Source organism: Halomonas elongata DSM 2581 (assembly GCF_000196875.2).
Taxonomy (GTDB): domain Bacteria; phylum Pseudomonadota; class Gammaproteobacteria; order Pseudomonadales; family Halomonadaceae; genus Halomonas; species Halomonas elongata.
Map to the genome: position 1 here is coordinate 1,435,905 of NC_014532.2, position 15,915 is coordinate 1,451,819.

Sequence of the window (15,915 nt, forward strand, 5' to 3'; positions counted from 1 at the left end):
CTCCATGCGCTTGAGATTTCATTGCCAGAACCGGATCGGTATCCTGCGCGATATCGTTGCCCACTTCGCCGACTATGGGCTCAACGTGGCCCATGGTGAGGTCGGCGGGGAGCATGGCAATGCTATCTATCTGCATGTCCCCAACCTGCTCAATGCCCAGCTCACCACCCTGAGGCCCGAACTGGAACGGGTGCCGGGGGTGTTCGGGGTGCGTCGCGTCAGCCTGATGCCCAGCGAGCGGCGCCATCTCGAACTCGATGCGTTGCTGTCATCGCTCTCCGATCCCGTGATGTCCATCGACATGGAGGGACACCTGGTGGCCGCCAATCGTGCCGCGGGCCAATTGCTCGGTGTGCGTGTCGATGAAGTGCCGGGGCTGTCGTTGGATCGCTATTTGCCCGACCTGGACCTGCCGGCGCTGATCCGGCGCAACAATGCCCGGGTCAACGGGCTACGCATTCGCCTGCATGATGCCACCTACCTCGCCGATATAGCGCCGCTGCATCGCGAGAACCTCGAGGATGTGGCATCGCTGGCCGGTGCCGTGGTGACCCTGCACCGTGCCGACCGCATCGGCGAGCGCATCTATCATGTGCAGCGTCAGGAGTCGCGGGGCTTCGAGTCGTTGTTTCAGTCGAGCCCCCGGCTCGAGGCCTTGATCCGCGAGGCACGGCGCATGGCGCCACTGGATGCGCCATTGTTGATCCAGGGCGAAACCGGTACCGGCAAGGAGCTGCTGGCGCGGGCCTGTCACCTGGCCAGCGCACGAGGGCAGTCGCCGTTCATGGCGCTGAACTGCGCCGGCCTGCCGGAATCCATGGCCGAGACCGAACTGTTCGGTTATGCCCCGGGGGCCTTCGAGGGCGCACGCCCGGAGGGCAAGCTCGGTCTGCTGGAACTGACCGCCGGCGGCACCATCTTCCTTGATGAGGTGGGCGAGACCAGTCCGCGCATGCAGGTCAAACTGCTACGCTTTTTGCAGGACGGCGGTTTCCGGCGGGTCGGCAGCGACGAGGAGACCTATCTGGACGTGCGGGTGATCTGTGCCACCCAGCAGGACTTGCCCAGCCTGTGTGGCGAGGGACGGTTTCGTCAGGATCTGTACCACCGCCTCAATGTGCTGACGCTGACGGTTCCTCCCTTGCGCGATTGCCTGGATGGCATCGAGGCCCTGGCCGGACATTTCATCGACCGCGCCGCCCGGCAGATCGGCTGCCCCTTGCCGGGCCTGTCGCCGGCTGCGGTGGCCAGGCTCTGCGCCTATCACTGGCCGGGCAATGTGCGCCAACTGGAGAACGTGCTCTTCCAGGCCGTCTCGCTGTGCGAGGGCGGGACCATCGAGCCCGGTCACTTGCGTCTTCCCGATGTCGGGCAGGCGCCGGGCCTGGCCGGCATCGACCTGGATGGCTCGCTGGCCGATATCCTCGGCGAGGTCGAGCGCCGGGTGTTGACCACGCTTTATCCTCAGAATCCGTCGAGTCGGCAACTGGCGAAGCGCCTGGGAGTCTCGCACACCACCATCGCCAACAAGCTCAAGCGTCACGGCATCGGCGGGGGAGACGAGGCATGAATGTCGTTCAGCGGGGGCGGCTGCCCCTGTGGCTGAAGGTGGCCTTCACGCTGTGGATTTTATTCTGGGCCCCGGCGGTGGCCACCCAGGTCGGCATCCAGAATTATCTCTGGTTGTGCAATCTGGCCAACTTCCTGCTGCTGGCGGGCCTTTGGGCCGAGAGCCGGCTGATCATCTCCATGCAATGGCTGGCCACTGCCCTGGTGGGCAGTCTCTGGGCGCTGGATGCAGGCGTCGCCTGGGTATCCGGATGGCATCCCATCGGCGGCACCGAGTACATGTTCGACGTGAACTCGCCTCTGGGCGTGCGGCTATTGTCGCTCTACCATCTGATTCTGCCGCTGGTCGCCGGCGTCGGTGTGGCGCGTCTGGGCTATGCGCCCCGGGCGCTGGTCTGGCAGACCTTACTGACCTGGCTGGCTGTGCCGGCCGCTTTCCTGCTGACCGAACCCTGGCGCAACGTCAACTGGGTGCATGGGCCCTTCGGGGCGCCGCAGAACCTGCTCGATCCCGTCGTCTACCTGATCGGCCTGATGCTGGCCTGGCCCCTGCTGCTGTATCTGCCCGTTCATCTGGTCACGCGATGGCTGAGTCGCCGCACGCGTCGATGAAGGCTCAGCGCGGCGCGTCGTAGCGGCCATCGCGGCGGTGTGAATAGACGACCTGCCAGAGTTGCAGATCCCGGGCCCGGAAGGCGCCGGCGCAGACCGAGAGGTAATAGCGGAACATTCGGCGCGTCCGCTCGTTGTAGCGGTCGGCGATCTCGTGCCAATGAGCGTCGAAATTCGCCAGCCAGGCCATCAGGGTACGGTCATAGTCGGCCCGGGGTTGTGAGAGGGCCAATCTCCATCTCGCGTTTCCATCTTGCTCAGCGCGGCGCGTCGTAGCGGCCATCGCGGCGGTGTGAATAGACGACCTGCCAGAGTTGCAGATCCCGGGCTCGGAAGGCGCCGGCGCAGACCGAGAGGTAATAGCGGAACATCCGGCGAGTCCGCTCGTTGTAGCGGTCGGCGATCTCGTGCCAATGAGCGTCGAAATTCGCCAGCCAGGCCATCAGGGTACGGTCATAGTCGGCCCGGGGTTGTGAGAGGGCCAGTCTCCATCTCGCGTTTCCATTTCGCTCAGCGCGGCGCGTCGTAACGGCCATCGCGGCGGTGCGAATAGACGACCTGCCAGAGCTGCAGATCCCGGGCCCGGAAGGCGCCGGCGCAGACCGAGAGGTAATAGCGGAACATTCGGCGAGTCCGCTCGTTGTAGCGGTCGGCGATCTCGTGCCAATGGGCGTCGAAATTCGCCAGCCAGGCCATCAGGGTGCGATCGTAGTCGGCGCCGAAGTTCTGCCAATCTTCCATCAGCAACTTGCCTTCGCTGGCATCGGCGATGTGCCTGATCGACGGCAGGATGCCATTGGGAAAGATGTAGCGGTGAATCCAGGGATCGGCGCCGATGTCCGAGGTGTTGGAGCCGATGGTATGGAGCACGAAGAGGCCATCTTTCGCCAGCAGGCGTTGCACGGTGTCGAAATAGGTGGCGTAGTTGCGGTGCCCGACGTGTTCGAACATGCCGATGGAAACGATGCGATCGAAGCTTCCTTCCAGGTCACGGTAGTCCTCGAGCAGGATCTCGACGGGCAGTCCTTCGCAGCGCTGCCGGGCCAATTCGGCCTGTTCGCGGGAGATGGTGATGCCGGTGACTTCGACGCCGTAATGGCGCGCGGCGTGTTCGGCGAAGCTGCCCCAACCACAGCCGATATCCAGCACGCGCATCCCGGGGCGCAGGTCCAGCTTGCGGCAGGCCAGGTCGAGTTTGGCCACCTGGGCCTCGTGCAGATTGTTCGCGTTCTTCCAGTAACCGCAGGAATAACACATGGTCTCGTCGAGCATGCGCTGGAAGAGGTCGTTGCCGAGGTCGTAGTGGGCCTCGCCGACGATGTAGGCCCTGGCGCGACTCTGCAGGTTCACCAGTCCCGATTGCAGGCGGTACTTCAAGCGTTCCGAGCGCGACTTGGCATGCTCGCCCAGCCCGTGGCGCAGCATCAGGTGGGCCATTTCATCGATGCGTTTGCACTCCCACCAGCCATCCATGTAGGACTCTCCCAGTCCCAGGGTGCCCTGGCGCAGAACTCGCGAGAAGAAATCAGGGTGGTAGACCTGGATATCCTGAGGCGAGCTACCATTCAGGGTGACGCCGGAGCCGTCCAGCAGTTTCTCTACGGTATGGCGGGCCCGTGTATCGGGCAGGGCTACGGGGCCGAGATGCGGTTCACTGGTCATGGAGTCCTCCTGGTCCTTCAGACGCGCATGGGAAGAAAGTGTGACGAGCTGGCGTGCTGGATGGGGTACTGGTCCAATGAAGCCCTGTTATAAGTACTGAGCGTAGACCAAGCCCAATTGTTCTTGGTAATCAACCCTTTTGACATTCTATATGAGGGAGTTCCGATGAATGTGATCATCGATATCTGTGTGGTGCCCATCGGGGTCGGCGTTTCGGTATCCGCTCATGTCGCGGCTTGCCAGGAGGTCATCCGTGAGGCAGGTCTCGAGCATCGCATGCATGCGTACGGTACCAATGTCGAAGGCCCCTGGGACGATGTCATGGCGGCGGTCAAGCGCTGTCACGAGGTCGTCCATGAAATGGGGGCGCCGCGTATCACCACGACGATAAAGATTAGCACGCGAACGGATCGTGTGCAGCATATGGACGAGAAAGTCGCGAGCGTGACCGATCGGCTCGATGGCAAGCCGTGAGGATGGCATGGGTGTCAGCTTGACGTGACGCGCTGTCAATATTTCGTTACGCCTGGGATGAGCGCAGTGGGGCACAGAGGGCCCCGTCACGCAGGCTTTACACCAAGGGGAGGGGAAGGGCGTGTGGGACCGGTCGATGCCGGTGGTTCAGGCGTTCCGGCACTGTCGCGGGAGCACTAGGCTGGATGCATCTCAGGGCCGAGCGCCCGGTATCACAACCACAACCGAGATCGGAGGATGCAATGAACGCTCCCGCCAAGACGCCCCGCACCATCAGCGAGACCAATCCCATCGGGACCGATGGCTTCGAATTCGTCGAATACACCGCACCCACCGCGGAGGGCATCGAGGCCCTGCGTTCCCTGTTCCTGACCCTGGGGTTCACCGAAACGCGCCGCCACCGTTCCAAGGCGGTGAGTCTCTTTCAGCAGGAGAACATCAATTTCGTGCTGAATGCCGAACCCGATAGCCACGCCGCCGAATTCGCGGCCAAGCATGGACCCTCGGCCTGTGCCATGGCCTGGCGGGTTGCCGATGCCAAACTGGCCTTCGAGCATGCCGTCGAGGCCGGTGCCAAGGCCGTTGAGTCCCAGGTGGGTCCCGGCGAGGTAGGGATTCCGGCCGTCGAGGGCATCGGTGGCTCCTTGCTGTATTTCGTCGATCACCAGGTGGATGGCGAAGGGCGCACCATCTATGACATCGATTTCGAGCCGATTCCGGGGACGAGTGCCAGTGACAACAGCGCCGGCCTGCAGGTGCTGGACCACCTGACGCACAATGTCGACCGGGGACAGATGAATGTCTGGGCGGATTTCTACACGCGCCTGGCCAACTTCCGCGAGATCCGTTACTTCGATATCGAAGGCAAGAAGACCGGCCTGCATTCCCGGGCGATGACGGCGCCCTGCGGCAAGATGCACATTCCGATCAACGAATCCGCCGACGACACTTCCCAGATCGCCGAATTCCTGCGCGAGTACAATGGCGAGGGCATTCAGCACCTGGCCATGGCCACCGACGACATCTATGCCACGGTGCGAGCGCTCAAGGCCAATGGCATCACTTTCATGACCACGCCGGACACCTATTACGAGAAGGTCAACGCCAGGGTGCCCAATCATGAGGAGAATCTCGAGGAGCTGCGTGAACTGAATCTGCTGGTGGATGGCGGTCCCGAGCAGGGCGTGTTGCTGCAGATCTTCACCGAGACCGTGATCGGCCCGATCTTCTTCGAGATCATCCAGCGCAAGGGCAACGACGGTTTCGGCGAAGGCAACTTCAAGGCGTTGTTCGAATCCATCGAGGAAGACCAGATTCGCCGTGGCGTGCTCAACGACGACTGACCCGTGAGCCGCGATGCCCCCGCCACCCTCTGGCGGGGGTGGGCTAGAGGCACATGCAACAACAATACGTCGCCTCTCTGCCCAATCACGACAAAATCCGTCACAATATCGCCGCTGCAATCTGCCATGTCGCGTAATGGGCGACAACAGTGACGGGTAAAACAAGAGTTCCGTGATCCTGGTGTAACATGACAAAGACTGAACGACCCCGTACCCAGTGGCTCGGCCGCTGGGGCTTCGTCCTGGCGGCTACCGGCTCAGCGGTCGGCCTGGGCAATGTCTGGAAATTCCCCTACATGACCGGTGAGTACGGAGGTGCTGCCTTTGTGCTCGTCTACCTGGTCTGCATCCTGTCGGTGGGCGTGCCGGTGATGATGACCGAAATCGCTCTCGGGCGCCGCGGTCGTGGTAGTCCTATCGACGCCATTCGTCGCATGGCCAACGAATCGGGCCGCTCGTCGGCCTGGTCGCTGCTCGGCTGGATGGCGATGCTGTGTGGTTTCATGATCCTGTGCTTCTACGTGGTGGTGGCCGGCTGGTCCTTCGCCTATCTGTGGAAGATGATCAGTGGTGGCCTGGCTGGATCCAGTGTCGACGACATGGCTGCCATCTTCTCTGCCAACAACGCCAACCCCTGGAGTCTCGGTGCCTGGAGCACGCTGGTGGCGGTGACCACCATGGTGATCGTCGGCAAGGGGGTCCAGTCCGGTATCGAGAAGAGCGTCAGCTGGATGATGCCGGGCATGGTCATCATGCTGGTCATCATGATCGGCTATGGCGCCTTCTCGGGAGGCTTCGTCGAGGCGCTGGACTTCCTGTTCGCCTTCAATGCCGCGAGCTTTACCAGCGAGGGCATGCTGGCGGCCATGGGGCACGCCTTCTTCACCCTGTCGCTCGCATCGGGCGCTATCCTGACCTATGGCAGCTACCTGCCGCGGGGCGCCTCCATCGGTCGCACCACCCTGACCGTGGCGGTGGCCGACACCCTGGTGGCGTTGATGGCGGGGCTGGCGATCTTCCCGGTGATATTTGCCAACGGCATGGAGCCGGGCAGCGGCCCCGGGCTGATCTTCATGAGCCTGCCGCTGGCGTTCCAGGCGATGCCGCTGGGCACCCTGTTCGGTATCCTGTTCTTCGTGATGCTGTCCATGGCGGCGCTGACCTCGTCGATCTCCATGGTCGAGGCCACCGTCTCCTGGCTCACCGACAACAAGGGACTCAGCCGTCGTGCGGCGTCCTGGGGTGCCGGCATCGTGCTCTGGGTGATCAGCACGCTGGCGATGCTGTCGTTCAACGTCGGTGCCGACTGGACGCTGCTCGGTAAGCATTTCTTCGACTGGCTGGACTTCCTGACGTCGCGCTTGATGATGCCGCTGGGTGGCCTGGGCATGGCGCTGCTCGCCGGCTTTGTGCTCAAGAGCGAGTCGCTTCGCGAGGAACTCGGCCTGTCACCGCTGGCCCATGGGCTGTGGCTGTTCATGGTGCGCTATGTGAGTCCACTGGCTATCCTGCTGATCTTCGTCGATGCCCTGGGTTGGCTCGAGATCGACTTCGCCGCGCAATGGCCCTGGCTGGTGCTGGTGCTGGCTGTCGTCACCCTGGCCGGCGAGCTGGCCCGTCCGGGACTCAAGCGTGCCTTCTGCCCCTGACGATCGAGCATTGCCAACCTCTGTACATCGCCCCCGCAAAGCGGGGGCGATGTCATTTCGGCCCCATCATTTGGTTATATGCTTGCGTTGCCTCGTTCGTGGTAATTGTCGCACTTTTTAATTACTTTATTGCATATAGAATTTTTCAATCCAGGAATTGTGGAATATGAGTGCCAGCTCCCGAACCCCGTCGCACGATGCCCTGCCGCCATCGGCCACCGAGTTGATACCGGGTCGGGTCAGTCTGGTGGGCGCCGGACCGGGGGATCCGGAATTGTTGACCATCAAGGCGCTGCGGCGCCTGCAGGCGGCGGAGGTGATCCTGCACGATCGCCTGGTGAGCGAGGAGATTCTGGCACTGGCCAACCCGAATGCTCAGCGGCTGTACGTCGGCAAGCAGCGCTCGAGGCACAGCGTGCCTCAGGCGGAGATCAATCAGGCGCTGGTGGACTGGGCGCGGACCGGCAAGCGGGTGGTGCGGCTGAAGGGCGGGGATCCCTTCATCTTCGGCCGTGGTGGCGAAGAGCTCGAGGCCCTGGTCGCTGCCGGCGTCATGGTCGAGGTGGTGCCCGGCATCACGGCCGCTTCGGGATGTGCCGCCTACGCCGGCATTCCCCTGACGCATCGCGATCATGCCCAGTCGGTGCGTTTCGTTACCGGCCACCTGCGCGACGATAGCTGTGAACTGGACTGGCCGACCCTGGCTCAGCCGGGCCAGACCCTGGTGTTCTACATGGGGCTTGGCAGTCTCGAGATCATCGGAGAGCGCCTGCAGGCCCATGGGCTGGCGCCCGATACCCCGCTGGCGCTGATCGAGCAGGGCACTACACGCCGACAAAGGGTGCATGTGGGGACCCTGGCCGATTTGCCTTCGGCGGACGATGCGGATAAGATTCGACCGCCGACACTGATCATCGTCGGCGATGTGGTGACGTTGCACGGCGCGCTGGATTGGTTCGATAACGCACGAGCCGGGGCCGCTGGCTGGTTGCAGGGAAAGCACCCGACGCCGTCTGACACGTCTCGAGGCACCTGATTACCGTGGGGAGGCCGGTATCGGTATGGGTGCACAAGCTGTCGTGAGGTGATACATGGGGTTTTCCGACAAGACGAATGGCGCGTGGCGCCGTTTACTGCGACATGGCGTGCTGGCCATGGCGCTTGTGCTACTGAGCGGCTGTGCGAGTGATGGCATGGCCAGCGAATCGGCGGGTCTGACACCGATTCAGAAAGGGGTAGCGTCCTACTACAGCGACCGTTTTCAGGGACGCACCACCGCCAGTGGCGTGCCCTTCGACCAGAAGGCGTTGACCGCAGCCCACAAATCCCTGCCTTTCGGCACCAAGGTGCTGGTGACTCGACGCGACAACGGCCGCCAGGTCGAGGTCATGATCAATGACCGTGGCCCCTATGTCGATGGACGCGTCATCGACCTGTCCAAGAGTGCCGCCCGGGAACTCGGCATGCTGGGACGTGGCGTGGCGCCGGTGGAGCTAAGTTACGTGCGCTGATCCTATGCTTTGTCTGAAACTGCCAGCGTGCGCCGACCTTTCAGACAAAGCTTAGGCACTATCCGAAAAGTGTCCATGCTCGGTCATGCGGTGTTGAAGATCCGCTCGAATGCCATTGATTCCTTGTAAACTCCCGGCAGCAGCCTGACGCTTCGCGTGATCCGGCGAACCCTGCTTCTTCCTACTTCCTACTTCCTACTTCCTATCTTCTTTTTTCGTAGCGGCCCTCAGGGGGCACTTTCCTCGCGCTCGAATTCGCGGCGCCAGCGTGTCAGCAGGGCCTGGCGCTTGAGGTTGTCGAGGGTCGCCAGCAGCCCGGGGCCCAGCGACAGCGGACGCAAGGCAGTGCTGTGCTCGGCGTGCCAGGCATCCGCCGTGCCGGGGCCGCTCAATTCGGGGTGAATGGCGCCAAGGGCCGTTTGATTGGCGATCACGCCTTGCCCGGCTTCGCTGATCAGGTAGTCGAGAAAGCGTCGTGCGCTGCGTGGGTGTGGTGCCTGGCGCGGCATGAAGGCCAGCCGCTGGATCACCAGGGTATAGTCGTCCGGCACCACCATTTCGAGATCCGGATTGGCGTCGACGACACGACGCGCATAACTGCCCAGCAGGTTGTAACCGATCCAGTAACGCCCGCTGGCGAGTCCTTCCAGCATCTCGCCGGTGGTATCCACCAGGGCGGTGTCGACATCACCCAGCGCCGTGACCAGATCCCAGTAGCGGGGCGAAAGCCGTGACTCCTCGATCGCGTAGGTGTAGCCGGCGCCGCTGCGCTCCGGGTCATAGGTCACGACGCGGCCGCGTAGGTCGTCCCGGTGGTCGCGCAGGGTGGCCAGCAGGTCGGCATGGCTTTCCGGTCGGCCGTAGCGTTCCACCAGCTCGCGACGCACCACCATGACGATGGGTTCGAAGGTGAAGGCGAAGAGTTCGCGACGCCAGCGTGCCCAGGCCGGCCAATCGTGTGCCGCGGGGGTGTCCAGCGAACGGGCATGGCCATCGTTGACGAGCCGGTACTGCCAGGGCATGGCCGAGGAGATGAGCACATCGGCCTCGTCGGGCGAGGCCAGAAACCGCCGGTACAGCGGCAGGGTATCCAGATTGCGATAGGTCAGTTCGACATGCGGGTGACGACGATGGAAGTCGTCCAGCAGTGGCCGGACATTGGCCACATCCAGGGCGCCCTGGACGATCAATGGCTCCGGCCGTTCGGTGCCGGAGGCCGCCGGGTAGTGCACCACCTGGGCGGTGGCGGGGAGCGGCAGCAGCAAGGCGAACAGCAGGAGCAGGGCTTTCATGGCGAATCTCCGGGGAAGCTCAGGGTGACCTTCAGCCCCTGGCCGTCGTGGCCGTCGGCCAGGCCAAGGCGTGCGCCGTGGGTGCGGGCGATACCGTCGACGATGGCCAGGCCCAGGCCGGAACCGTCCGGATCGTCGCTGCCGCGATGGAAGGGACGCAGCATCAACAGGCGCTTGGCCTCGGGGATGCCGGGGCCGTCGTCCTCGACCTCGAGCACCGGGGGCGCCTCGGTTATCCGGACGGTGATGCGGCGGGCCCCGTAGCGACGCGCGTTGTCGATCAGATTGCCCAGTGCCTCCTCGAGCTGCCAGTCCAGCCCCTGAACCTCGACCGTGTTCTGCGGGGCTTCCACGCCGAGGTCGATGCCGTCGCGATGACAGGCGCTCCAGTGCTGTTTGACGGCTCGTCGGGCAATTTCGTCGAGAGCCACGGGCGCGAGTTCCGGCCGGTACTCGGGGTTGTCGAGCCGGGTCAGCGACAGCAGTTGCATGGCCAGGCGCGAAGTGCGGGTGCTGGTCTCCTGCATGGCGATCAGCGCCTGGCGCCATTGCGCCGGGTCATCCTGACGAAGGGCCAGTTCGGCGCGGGCCGACAATCCGGCCAGGGGCGTGCGTAGCTGATGTGAGGCATCGCCGATGAAACGTTCCTGGTTGGCGCGCACACGGCGCATGCGTGCCAACAGTTCGTTGAGCGTCTCGCGCAGCTCGGCCAGTTCGCGGGGCAGGGGCAGTTCCAGGGGCGCCAGGGTGCGTGGGTCCCGGGCGCGGATGGCGCGTCGCAGGCGGGTGAGCGGAGCGAGGGCGGTGCGGATGGCAATCACCAGAGTGGCGGCCGCCAGCAGGGCCATGCCGAGGATATAGGCCAGGTTGCCGCGCAGCAGTTGGCTGGCCAGGCGCTCGCGACCTTCCCGGGTATGCGCGACGCGGACGTCGAAGCGCTCGCGCTGGCGCCAGTCTTCCAGGCGGGTGCGTCGGATGCCTTCGCGCAGGGCCATGCCGTGCCATTGGATGTCGCGGTAGTGGAGTCCGCCGTCGGCCGCGATCGCCTCGTCGCTGGCGCCCGGCAATTCGGCATTGCCGGTGACGAAGCGGCCCCGATTGTCGTAGATCGCGTAGAAGACGCGCTCCTCGGCGTCGGTGGCCAGCATCTCGAGCGCGGCGGGTGGCAGGTCGAGCCACAATCGATCGTCCTGCCACTGGACCTGCTCGGCGATCGCCAGGGTCGCGGCCTCGAGCAGTCGATCGAAGGCGCGATCGGCGGTCTGGCGGGCGTCGATCCAGGCCTGGAACAGCATCAGACCGCCGAGTGCCACCATGGGCAGCAGCAACCACGTCAGCAGCCGGCGATAAAGGCTGTCGCGGGTGATCAAGATGCCTCCAGCAGATAACCGATACCGCGCACGGTACGCAGGGCGATACCGTCATCGCTCAGGCGCTTGCGCAGGCGGTGCACGTAGACCTCGATGGCGTTGTCGCCCATGGATTCGCCCTGGAAGGCTTCCTCGGCCAGGCGTGCCTTGTCCACCGGCTCGCCGGCATGACGCATCAGGCAGGCCAGCAGGCGCTGTTCACGTGGTGGCAGCGAGAGGGCTTCATCGGCGAGGCTGAAGCGCTGCGCGAGGACGTCGAAGCGTAGCGGGCCGACCTGGAGCATTTGATGGCGCTCGCGACGGCGCAGCAGGGCGCGAATCCGGGCCTCGAGTTCGTCCAGGGCGAAGGGCTTGGCGAGGTAGTCGTCGGCGCCGAGGTCCAGCCCGCGCACCCGATCTTCCACGGCGCCGCGCGCGGTGAGAATCAGCACGGGCGTATCGCGGTCGTGGCGACGCAGGGTTTCCAGCACGTCCAGCCCGCTGCAGCCGGGCAGGTTGAGATCGAGCAGGATCAGGTCATTGCCGTGATCCGCCGTGTCGAGCGAGGCGTGGGCCTCGAGACCGTCGGCCAGGTAGCGGACACGATGTCCCCCGAGTTGCAGGGCGTCCACCAGGGTCTCGGCCAGCAGGCGATCATCTTCGACCAGCAGTACCGTCATGGTGTCGTCTCCTCGGTCTCGTGGAGTCGTGCCAGGGCACTCTCGAGGGCGCGACATGCGCGTTGCGGGCTGAGCCGGCTCGCCGGTCCCGAGAGCGTCAGCCACAGTGAAGGAAAGTCGGGGTCACCGCCCAGTGCGCGGCATTCCATGGTACCGCCCGGCAGCGGGGGACGGGGATCCTCCTCGGTACCGATTTCCCAACGTTGTCCTGGCCTGAGGTCGTGCCGCAGGTCGGCATCGGGCAAGGCGACCAGTCGGCATTCGGCGATCCCCGGTTGCATTTCCAGCAAGGCCGCGGTCTCGCCGGTTTCGGCGGTCAGCCGGTCGAGCAGGGGCTGGATGCGTGTGGCCAGTTGGCGTGAAGGGGCATGACGACGCGCCAGGCGTGACGGAGTGCCGCCCAGGCGCCAGCGGCCGTCGCCGCCACGCTGCACATAGTCGTGACGCTCCAGCGAGCCGAGCAGGCGCAGCAGGGTGCTCTTGTAGAAGCCGGTGGCCTGGGCGAGGTCGGCGAGAGTGAAGTGCTCCTGGGGCGAGTCGAAGGCTTCGAGCACCGTCAGGGCACGTTCGACGGCTTCCACACGGTCCTGGGCCATGTCATGCCTCTCCATGTCACGAGATTAAACTTTGGTCGCAATTTGCTGCGAAGGGCGTTGACCCGTTCGAGCGTCACGCCTAGCTTTCCATCCTAGGGAACGTTGTTCTGCCTTACAGAATTGTAAGCTAGCCGTCAGCGTCCTTCAAGCAACCTTCGTTTCACTGACCTCAGGGGACAACAACAATGTCCATCAAGACGCCGCTCACCTTCGTTGCCGTCGCCGCCTTCACGGTCGGCGCGAGTTCCGCCATGGCCTTCGAGCCGAAGGGCAAGATGGAATGCCTGGCCCCCGCCGATCCGGGTGGCGGTTGGGATTTCACCTGCCGCAGCGTCGGTAACGTCCTCGAGGAACTGGACCTGGTGCCGGCCAGCGTGCAGACCATCAACATGGCCGGTGCCGGCGGCGGTGTGGCCTATGCCCATACCGTCAGCAAGCGCGCCGGCGACGACCAGTTGCTGGTGGCGGCTTCCACCGCGACCACGACGCGCCTGGCCCAGGGGCAATTCCCCGGCATGAATGCCGACATGGTCAACTGGATCGGTGCACTGGGGGCCGATTACGGCGTCATCGCCGTATCCGACGGCTCCGAGTACGACGATCTGCCGGAACTGATGGATGCGCTCAAGGAGGATCCGCGCAGCGTCAAGTTCGCCGGCGGCAGTGCCAAGGGTGGCTGGGATCACCTCAAGGTGCTGATTGCCGCCCAGGCGGCGGGCGTGGAGAACCTGCCGCGCATTCCCTATCTCTCCTACAACAATGGCGGCGAGGCCATGACCCAGGTGGTCGGCGGCCATGTCGATGCCTTCACCGGCGACATCTCCGAGGCCCAGGGCTTCATGGAGTCGGGCGACCTGCGGGTGCTGGCGGTGCTGTCCGATGAGCGCCTGCCCGGCGAATACAGCGATATTCCCACCGCCAAGGAGCAGGGCATCGACGCTGTCGGCCCCAACTGGCGCGGTTTCTACATGCCGGCCGACATCTCCGACGAGGCCAAGCAGTACTGGACCGACGCCATGGACACCATCTACCAGAGCGAGGAGTGGAAGAGCGTCATGAAGCAGAACGGCCTGATGCCGTTCCACATGAGCGCCGGTGAATTCGAGGAGTTCGTCAAGAACCAGATCGATGACATCGAGACCCTCTCCAAGGACATCGGGTTGATCAAGTAATGACCTTCAATGACCGTATCTTCGGTGTTCTGCTGATCGTCCTGGCCGTCGCGTACGGCTGGGGCGCCAGTCAGTTCCCCGAGTCGTTCGGCGGGTCCGAGGCCGTCGGGCCCGCGACCTTTCCCTATCTGCTGGCCGTGGTGCTCGGATTGAGCAGCCTGTATCTCATCGTGCGGCCCGATCCGGACAATGCCTGGCCCTGGAGCCGTACCGGCATCGAACTGGTCATTGCCGTGGTGGTCCTGCTGCTCTATACCGCGCTGCTGCAGCCGCTGGGCTTCATCATCAGCACCACCCTGGCGGTGGGCACCCTGTGCTGGCGCATGGGCGCTAGCCTGCCCAGGGCCTATGCGACCGGCGCCGTGGCCGGCGTGGTGGTGTTTCTGATCTTCAACTATGCCCTGGGCCTCGCGCTGCCGCTGGGTCTGCTGTCGTTCCTGGAGGTTGGCTGATGGAAACCCTGGGTTATCTGATGGACGGGTTTGCGGTCGCGCTGGCGCCGCATAACCTGATGTTCGCCTTGCTGGGGGCCTTTCTCGGCACCCTGATCGGCGCCCTGCCGGGCCTCGGGCCGGCCAATGGCGTGGCGATCCTGATCCCGCTGGCCTTCACCCTGGGGCTGCAGCCTGAGACCGCGCTGATCATGCTCACCGCGGTCTACGCCGGTGCCATGTACGGCGGGCGTATTTCCTCGATTCTGCTCAATATTCCCGGTGACGAGCCGGCGATGATGACCTGCCTGGATGGCTATCCGATGGCCAAGAAGGGCAAGGCCGCCGAGGCACTGGCGATCTCCGCCGTGGCTTCGTTCATGGGCAGCCTGATCGCCACCATCGGCTTGATCCTGCTGGCGCCCTTGCTGGCCGACTTCGCCCTGACCTTTGGTCCGGCGGAATATTTCGCTCTCTTCCTGCTGGCCTTCGCCACCCTGGGCGGTATCACCGGCAAGAATCCGATGAAGACCGTGGTGGCCGCCTGCATCGGCCTGATGATCGCCACCGTGGGCATCGACAACACCGGGGTGCAGCGCTACACCTTCGGTGTGCTCGAGCTTTACGAGGGCGTGGACTTCATCATCGCCATCGTCGGCCTGTTTGCCATCTCCGAGCTGCTGTTCTTCATCGAGGACAAGGCTGGTGGCGGCAAGGCGAAGATGACCGTCAACAAGCTGACGCTTTCCTGGAAGGACATTCGCGAGATCATGCCGTCGAGCATCCGCGGTGGCATCCTGGGCTTCATTGCGGGCGTTCTGCCGGGTGCCGGGGCGTCGTTGGGCAGCTTCATCGGCTATACGCTCGAGAAGAAGGTCGTCGGCAAGAAAGGCTATTTCGGCGAGGGTGACCCGCGCGGTGTGGCCGGCCCCGAAGCCGGCAATAACGGTGCCTCCAGTGGTGCCCTGGTGCCCATGCTGACGCTCGGCGTGCCGGGCAGCGGCACCACCGCCGTGCTGCTGGCGCTGCTGATCTCGTTGAACATCACGCCGGGACCGCTGATGTTCACCCAGAACGCCGACATCGTCTGGGGCGTGATTGCCGCGCTGCTGATCGGCAACTTCCTGTTGCTGGTACTGAACATTCCGCTGGTGGGCATCTTCGTCAAGCTGCTTTCGGTGCCGCCGATGTACCTGCTGCCGATCGTCACCATGATCGCCTTCGTCGGCATCTACTCGATCAGCAACACGACCTTCGATCTCTACTTCATGGTGGCCTTCGGCGTGGCGGGCTACGTGCTGCGCAAGCTCGAGATTCCCCTGGTGCCGGTGATTCTCGGCCTGCTGCTGGGGCCGGAGATGGAGAAGAACCTGCGCCATGCCATGGATATCTCCGACGGCGACTGGACCATTCTGTGGGACAGCGGCCTGGCCATCGGCCTGTGGGTGTTCGCCGGTCTGGGGCTGATCCTGCCTTATATCGTCGGGCCCATCCTGCGTCGTCGCATGAAGGTAGCCACCGGGACTGGAGGTCCCGAAGGCGACTGAGCCTTTCGGTACTGGCAATTCCCTGACG

General features: G+C 64.1%; 17 protein-coding genes. 10 read left to right on the forward strand and 7 right to left on the reverse strand.

Going from position 1 to position 15,915, the window contains the following annotated elements; genetic code table 11:
- Nucleotides 1-4 precede the first annotated feature (4 nt).
- Complete coding sequence (locus tag HELO_RS06855; RefSeq protein WP_041601978.1) at nt 5-1,570, forward strand: sigma-54-dependent transcriptional regulator; 1,566 nt, start codon at nt 5-7, stop codon at nt 1,568-1,570.
- Nucleotides 1,567-2,181, forward strand: a complete 615-nt coding sequence (locus HELO_RS06860; protein ID WP_013332012.1) for a hypothetical protein — start codon at nt 1,567-1,569, stop codon at nt 2,179-2,181. Before HELO_RS06855 ends, HELO_RS06860 begins: the two co-directional genes overlap by 4 nt.
- A 4-nt stretch (nt 2,182-2,185) precedes the next feature.
- Here HELO_RS06860 and HELO_RS06865 read toward each other — a convergent pair whose 3' ends face one another.
- Genes HELO_RS06865 through cfa form a run of 3 tightly spaced genes read right to left on the reverse strand, consistent with a single transcriptional unit; the run spans nt 2,186 to nt 3,843 of the window.
- A complete protein-coding gene (locus HELO_RS06865) occupies nt 2,186-2,413 on the reverse strand; it encodes a class I SAM-dependent methyltransferase (protein WP_041601979.1) in 228 nt (75 codons plus the stop codon).
- A gap of 25 nt (nt 2,414-2,438) precedes the next feature.
- A complete protein-coding gene (locus HELO_RS06870; RefSeq protein WP_013332014.1) occupies nt 2,439-2,717 on the reverse strand; it encodes a class I SAM-dependent methyltransferase in 279 nt (92 codons plus the stop codon).
- Nucleotides 2,692-3,843, reverse strand: a complete 1,152-nt coding sequence (cfa, locus tag HELO_RS06875; protein WP_013332015.1) for a cyclopropane fatty acyl phospholipid synthase — start codon at nt 3,841-3,843, stop codon at nt 2,692-2,694. The genes HELO_RS06870 and cfa overlap by 26 nt, the downstream gene beginning before the upstream one ends.
- Nucleotides 3,844-4,008: 165 nt before the next feature.
- Between cfa and HELO_RS06880 the strand changes: the two genes are divergently transcribed.
- From HELO_RS06880 to HELO_RS06900, 5 genes are all read left to right on the forward strand, one after another.
- Nucleotides 4,009-4,317, forward strand: a complete 309-nt coding sequence (locus HELO_RS06880; RefSeq protein ID WP_013332016.1) for an MTH1187 family thiamine-binding protein — start codon at nt 4,009-4,011, stop codon at nt 4,315-4,317.
- A 242-nt stretch (nt 4,318-4,559) separates the two neighbouring features.
- Entirely contained in the window at nt 4,560-5,660 is a 1,101-nt protein-coding gene (gene hppD / locus HELO_RS06885) for a 4-hydroxyphenylpyruvate dioxygenase (protein ID WP_013332017.1), read from the forward strand.
- 188 nt (nt 5,661-5,848) lie between these two features.
- On the forward strand, nt 5,849-7,309 hold the full coding sequence (locus HELO_RS06890; RefSeq protein ID WP_013332018.1) for a sodium-dependent transporter: 1,461 nt from the start codon (nt 5,849-5,851) through the stop codon (nt 7,307-7,309).
- Nucleotides 7,310-7,475: 166 nt separating this feature from the next.
- Nucleotides 7,476-8,345, forward strand: a complete 870-nt coding sequence (gene cobA / locus HELO_RS06895) for a uroporphyrinogen-III C-methyltransferase (protein WP_013332019.1) — start codon at nt 7,476-7,478, stop codon at nt 8,343-8,345.
- Nucleotides 8,346-8,502: 157 nt separating this feature from the next.
- Complete coding sequence (locus HELO_RS06900) at nt 8,503-8,820, forward strand: septal ring lytic transglycosylase RlpA family protein (protein WP_405514849.1); 318 nt, start codon at nt 8,503-8,505, stop codon at nt 8,818-8,820.
- 227 nt (nt 8,821-9,047) lie between these two features.
- Here HELO_RS06900 and HELO_RS06905 read toward each other — a convergent pair whose 3' ends face one another.
- The 4 genes from HELO_RS06905 to HELO_RS06920 are packed head-to-tail and all read right to left on the reverse strand — an operon-like array spanning nt 9,048 to nt 12,737.
- Nucleotides 9,048-10,112, reverse strand: a complete 1,065-nt coding sequence (locus tag HELO_RS06905) for an ABC transporter substrate-binding protein (protein WP_041601981.1) — start codon at nt 10,110-10,112, stop codon at nt 9,048-9,050.
- Nucleotides 10,109-11,482 carry a sensor histidine kinase N-terminal domain-containing protein gene (locus tag HELO_RS06910; RefSeq protein ID WP_013332021.1) on the reverse strand — a complete coding sequence of 458 codons (1,374 nt, stop codon included), beginning with the start codon at nt 11,480-11,482 and terminating at the stop codon, nt 10,109-10,111. The genes HELO_RS06905 and HELO_RS06910 overlap by 4 nt, the downstream gene beginning before the upstream one ends.
- Nucleotides 11,479-12,141: a response regulator transcription factor gene (locus tag HELO_RS06915; RefSeq protein ID WP_013332022.1), complete on the reverse strand. Its 663-nt coding sequence runs from the start codon at nt 12,139-12,141 to the stop codon at nt 11,479-11,481. Before HELO_RS06915 ends, HELO_RS06910 begins: the two co-directional genes overlap by 4 nt.
- Nucleotides 12,138-12,737 (reverse strand): helix-turn-helix domain-containing protein, encoded by a 600-nt coding sequence (locus tag HELO_RS06920; protein ID WP_013332023.1) that lies wholly within the window; start codon nt 12,735-12,737, stop codon nt 12,138-12,140. The genes HELO_RS06915 and HELO_RS06920 overlap by 4 nt, the downstream gene beginning before the upstream one ends.
- Before the next feature lie 185 nt (nt 12,738-12,922).
- Here HELO_RS06920 and HELO_RS06925 point away from each other — a divergent pair, with 185 nt between their 5' ends.
- Genes HELO_RS06925 through HELO_RS06935 form a run of 3 tightly spaced genes read left to right on the forward strand, consistent with a single transcriptional unit; the run spans nt 12,923 to nt 15,887 of the window.
- A complete protein-coding gene (locus HELO_RS06925; RefSeq protein WP_013332024.1) occupies nt 12,923-13,909 on the forward strand; it encodes a Bug family tripartite tricarboxylate transporter substrate binding protein in 987 nt (328 codons plus the stop codon).
- Nucleotides 13,909-14,361 (forward strand): tripartite tricarboxylate transporter TctB family protein, encoded by a 453-nt coding sequence (locus tag HELO_RS06930; protein ID WP_013332025.1) that lies wholly within the window; start codon nt 13,909-13,911, stop codon nt 14,359-14,361. Before HELO_RS06925 ends, HELO_RS06930 begins: the two co-directional genes overlap by 1 nt.
- On the forward strand, nt 14,361-15,887 hold the full coding sequence (locus tag HELO_RS06935) for a tripartite tricarboxylate transporter permease (RefSeq protein ID WP_013332026.1): 1,527 nt from the start codon (nt 14,361-14,363) through the stop codon (nt 15,885-15,887). The genes HELO_RS06930 and HELO_RS06935 overlap by 1 nt, the downstream gene beginning before the upstream one ends.
- Nucleotides 15,888-15,915 lie beyond the last annotated feature (28 nt).

Excerpts from the sequence above, each read along its gene's own strand:
- HELO_RS06855 (WP_041601978.1), top strand. The coding sequence starts at position 5 with ATGCGCTTGAGATTTCATTGCCAGAACCGGATCGGTATCCTGCGCGAT.
- HELO_RS06860 (WP_013332012.1), top strand. The coding sequence starts at position 1,567 with ATGAATGTCGTTCAGCGGGGGCGGCTGCCCCTGTGGCTGAAGGTGGCC.
- HELO_RS06870 (WP_013332014.1), bottom strand. The coding sequence starts at position 2,717 with ATGGCCGTTACGACGCGCCGCGCTGAGCGAAATGGAAACGCGAGATGG.
- cfa (WP_013332015.1), bottom strand. The coding sequence starts at position 3,843 with ATGACCAGTGAACCGCATCTCGGCCCCGTAGCCCTGCCCGATACACGG.
- HELO_RS06880 (WP_013332016.1), top strand. The coding sequence starts at position 4,009 with ATGAATGTGATCATCGATATCTGTGTGGTGCCCATCGGGGTCGGCGTT.
- hppD (WP_013332017.1), top strand. The coding sequence starts at position 4,560 with ATGAACGCTCCCGCCAAGACGCCCCGCACCATCAGCGAGACCAATCCC.
- HELO_RS06890 (WP_013332018.1), top strand. The coding sequence starts at position 5,849 with ATGACAAAGACTGAACGACCCCGTACCCAGTGGCTCGGCCGCTGGGGC.
- cobA (WP_013332019.1), top strand. The coding sequence starts at position 7,476 with ATGAGTGCCAGCTCCCGAACCCCGTCGCACGATGCCCTGCCGCCATCG.
- HELO_RS06900 (WP_405514849.1), top strand. The coding sequence starts at position 8,503 with ATGGCCAGCGAATCGGCGGGTCTGACACCGATTCAGAAAGGGGTAGCG.
- HELO_RS06905 (WP_041601981.1), bottom strand. The coding sequence starts at position 10,112 with ATGAAAGCCCTGCTCCTGCTGTTCGCCTTGCTGCTGCCGCTCCCCGCC.
- HELO_RS06915 (WP_013332022.1), bottom strand. The coding sequence starts at position 12,141 with ATGACGGTACTGCTGGTCGAAGATGATCGCCTGCTGGCCGAGACCCTG.
- HELO_RS06920 (WP_013332023.1), bottom strand. The coding sequence starts at position 12,737 with ATGGCCCAGGACCGTGTGGAAGCCGTCGAACGTGCCCTGACGGTGCTC.
- HELO_RS06925 (WP_013332024.1), top strand. The coding sequence starts at position 12,923 with ATGTCCATCAAGACGCCGCTCACCTTCGTTGCCGTCGCCGCCTTCACG.
- HELO_RS06930 (WP_013332025.1), top strand. The coding sequence starts at position 13,909 with ATGACCTTCAATGACCGTATCTTCGGTGTTCTGCTGATCGTCCTGGCC.
- HELO_RS06935 (WP_013332026.1), top strand. The coding sequence starts at position 14,361 with ATGGAAACCCTGGGTTATCTGATGGACGGGTTTGCGGTCGCGCTGGCG.